This window comes from Bartonella fuyuanensis (assembly GCF_014197255.1).
In the GTDB taxonomy this organism is placed as follows: domain Bacteria; phylum Pseudomonadota; class Alphaproteobacteria; order Rhizobiales; family Rhizobiaceae; genus Bartonella; species Bartonella fuyuanensis.
Genome location: NZ_JACIFE010000051.1, coordinates 1 through 2,950, shown reverse-complemented (window position 1 = coordinate 2,950; position 2,950 = coordinate 1). Strand labels below are relative to the sequence as shown.

Genomic DNA, 2,950 nt, shown 5'->3' with positions numbered 1-2,950 from the left:
GCTGGTGTACCGGCTGAAATATACGATACGGTTGATGGTTTTTTGCAAATAGCCAAACATCCCGAAGAGACTTTGAAAGCGCTCAAAGATTTTTTTAGCAGTGGTGAGATTTTGGCGACAATTGGTCGGACCCTTGAACAGTCCTATGTAGATCGCATTAATAAAATGGAGGAGGAATATGAGCGAGCCGGTGCTGGTGGATCCTTTAAAGCTGGACTTGAACTTGGAAAATTATTGACTGAAACAGCATCCCTAATGACAGGAGTTGCTGGAGCAGCCAAGGGAGCTATAAAGCTTGGCAACAAGGCTGTGATCAAGTTCAATGCTATGAAAGATTTTGCCCAATTTGCTTCCAAGAAAAATCTTGCCAAACTTGCAGTTCAGGGAGATCCTGACAAACTTGCGGCGAAGAAAGAACTAACTAAACTTGCTGCTAAAGAAAAAAAGCTTTGGTTAAAAAAGAAACCCACTAAATTTACCGATAGCAAATTTGGACAGACTAACAAAGCCTATCAGAGAGACGATTTGTTTGATCCTAATAAAAGGGTTAACTGGATGGAAAACAACAAAGAAATGTGGGGCACTAATATTGATAGAATGGAAACAGGAAGAGCACCGATAGGATTTGATGGTCAGCCTGTTGAGTTGCATCACCTAAAGCAAACGCATGAGGGGCCCATAGCAGAAATTGGCAGTAAAGATCATAACAAATATAATTCCGTGATTCATGCTCCTTCTAAAACACATCAATCGCTTATAGAGAGAAAAAAGTTTGATAAGTGGAGAGAGGAATATTGGAAGGAACGTGCTAAAGGGTATAGGGAACAAAAAAACAGTAATTTAGGAGAAATAATTGATATGAAATGGGGTATCATAGGGATAGATTTTGACAGATGGGGACAGGAGCATCGGCAGTAATGCTCTACGATTGATGAAAAGAGAAAAAAGAAATTTGGAGAAATAATTGATGAAAACCTATACCTTAGCTGATGTTGTAATATTAATTGATAAAGTGAATAAATATGATGATGAGATTATCCATTTTCGTACTGAAGATGATGCAGTTGATGATCTTGTAATTGAAAGGGCTGAGAAAGCTCTTGGTTTACAATTCACATCCTCTTACAAGAGTTTTTTGAAACATTATAAAGGTGGGGACATTAGTGGTGAAGAAATCTATAGTCTTTATGAGCATCCTATAGGTGTTTCTGTTAATGACGTTGTTTTCCAAAACTTAAATGATAGAAAACGTGGTTTTACGACACCAGAACAGCTCGTTGTGAGTTATGATCTTGATGAAACCTTTTACTTTGATTATACGCAGTTTCGGGATGGTGAATGCCCACTCTATGTCATGTTTGCGGATGAGGAGTCCGAATATTACGCCAGTAATTTTTATGAATTCCTATGCAAAAGAATTAAAGTACACGCGGGAGTTGAGATACCTGATGGTGATCAACCGATTGAAAAGATTGAGCACACTCCCACTCCGCAACCTATCCCTTTTTACAAGAGTTTTTGGAAAAAACTATGGAAGAGGTGAAATTGATAGAGGAAATATGGAGCGTTTATAACGCACGTTTTGAGGTTCATCCATGAAAACCTATACTTTAGATGATGTTGCACAATTAATTAATAAGTATCCGGATGTTATCGACTTTGGCACTGCAGAGGATGCACCTGATGATATATTGATTGAAAAGGCTGAGAGAACTCTTGGTTTACAATTCACCTCGTCCTACAAAAGTTTTTTAAAAAATTATGGAGGAGGAGAAATTGGTTGCGAGGAAATTTTTAGCATTTATGGTGTAGACTTTGAAACTGTTTATGGTGGTGACATTGTCTATAATCGCTTAACAGAAATGAAAAATGGTTTAGCAAAATCACAGCAGCTTGTTGTCAGTAGAACTGATTTTGGTGAGACATTTTACTTTGATTACTCTCAGTTTCAGGATGGTGAATGTCCGCTCTATTTTGAGGTAATATCTGGAGATCCCCTTTATTATGCAAGTAATTTTTATGAATTTCTCTGTAAAAGAATTAAGGACCATGCAGGGGAAGATTTATGAAAACCTATACTTTAGATGATGTTGCAGTATTAATTGATAAAGTGAATAAATATGATGATATTATCAATTTGGGTACTGAAGATGATAGAGAGAATGAAACAGATGATTTACAGATTGAAAAGGCGGAGAAAGCTTTGGGTTTGCAATTCACATCCTCTTACAAAGTTTTCTTAAAAAAATATGGAGGAGGAGAAATTGGTGGTGATGAAATATTTAGCATTTATGGAGATTGTGGGGAAGGTATTCCTGCTGGTGATATTGTTTACCGAAACTTACTCAATAGAGAACGTGGTTTTGTGACACCAGAATAGCTTTTCGTTAGCAGAACAGATTTTGGTGAAACCTTTTATTTTGATTATACGCAGTTTAGGGATGGTGAATGCCCACTCTATGTCATGCTTCCATCTGAAGATTGCGAATATTACGCTAGCAATTTTTATGAATTCCTTTGCAAAAGAATTAAAGAAAGTGTGGGAGCTGAGATACCTTATGGTGATCAACCGATTGAAAAGACTGAGAACACTCCCACTCCGCAACCTGTACCTTTTTACAAGAGTTTTTGGAAAAAACTATGGAAGAGGTGAAATTGATAGAGGAAATATGGAGCGTTACGCAAGTTTTGAGGATCATCTATGAAAACTTATACTTTAGATGATGTTGCTCAATTGGTTGATAAGTGAGTCATGATGCAAACCAAAGATGTCACAGAGATTTTAAAAAGACTGGGCTGGTAGCCTTATCGTGATAACGTGGGGGATACTTTTGCGCATTATCATCTTCCCGATCGCATTGTCGGTATTGGCTATGGTGTAAAAAATTATGGAGAGAGTGGCAAAGAGTTTTTGCTTTCGGCTGATCTCACCACCGCTGCTTATTGTCTT

At 37.5% G+C, this 2,950-nt stretch carries 3 protein-coding genes and 2 pseudogenes; all 5 read left to right on the top strand.

The annotated features are described in order from the left end of the window. Positions 1-918, top strand: a 918-nt coding sequence (locus GGR08_RS08485) for an HNH/ENDO VII family nuclease (RefSeq protein WP_246350227.1), incomplete at its 5' end; no start/stop codon positions are given. A 49-nt stretch (positions 919-967) separates the two neighbouring features. After that, complete coding sequence (locus tag GGR08_RS07730) at positions 968-1,543, top strand: SMI1/KNR4 family protein (protein ID WP_183194725.1); 576 nt, start codon at positions 968-970, stop codon at positions 1,541-1,543. A gap of 52 nt (positions 1,544-1,595) precedes the next feature. After that, the gene (locus GGR08_RS07725; RefSeq protein ID WP_183194724.1) at positions 1,596-2,069 is read left to right on the top strand and encodes an SMI1/KNR4 family protein; all 474 of its coding nucleotides are present in this window, start codon (positions 1,596-1,598) and stop codon (positions 2,067-2,069) included. After that, positions 2,066-2,653 (top strand): annotated as a pseudogene (locus tag GGR08_RS07720) (SMI1/KNR4 family protein). The gene GGR08_RS07725 and the pseudogene GGR08_RS07720 overlap by 4 nt, the downstream one beginning before the upstream one ends. A 102-nt stretch (positions 2,654-2,755) precedes the next feature. After that, positions 2,756-2,950 (top strand): annotated as a pseudogene (locus tag GGR08_RS08480) (DUF6990 domain-containing protein); the annotation flags it as partial.

What these genes read in the sequence shown, in the direction of transcription:
- GGR08_RS07730 (WP_183194725.1), top strand. Translation starts at nt 968, where the DNA reads ATGAAAACCTATACCTTAGCTGATGTTGTAATATTAATTGATAAAGTG.
- GGR08_RS07725 (WP_183194724.1), top strand. Translation starts at nt 1,596, where the DNA reads ATGAAAACCTATACTTTAGATGATGTTGCACAATTAATTAATAAGTAT.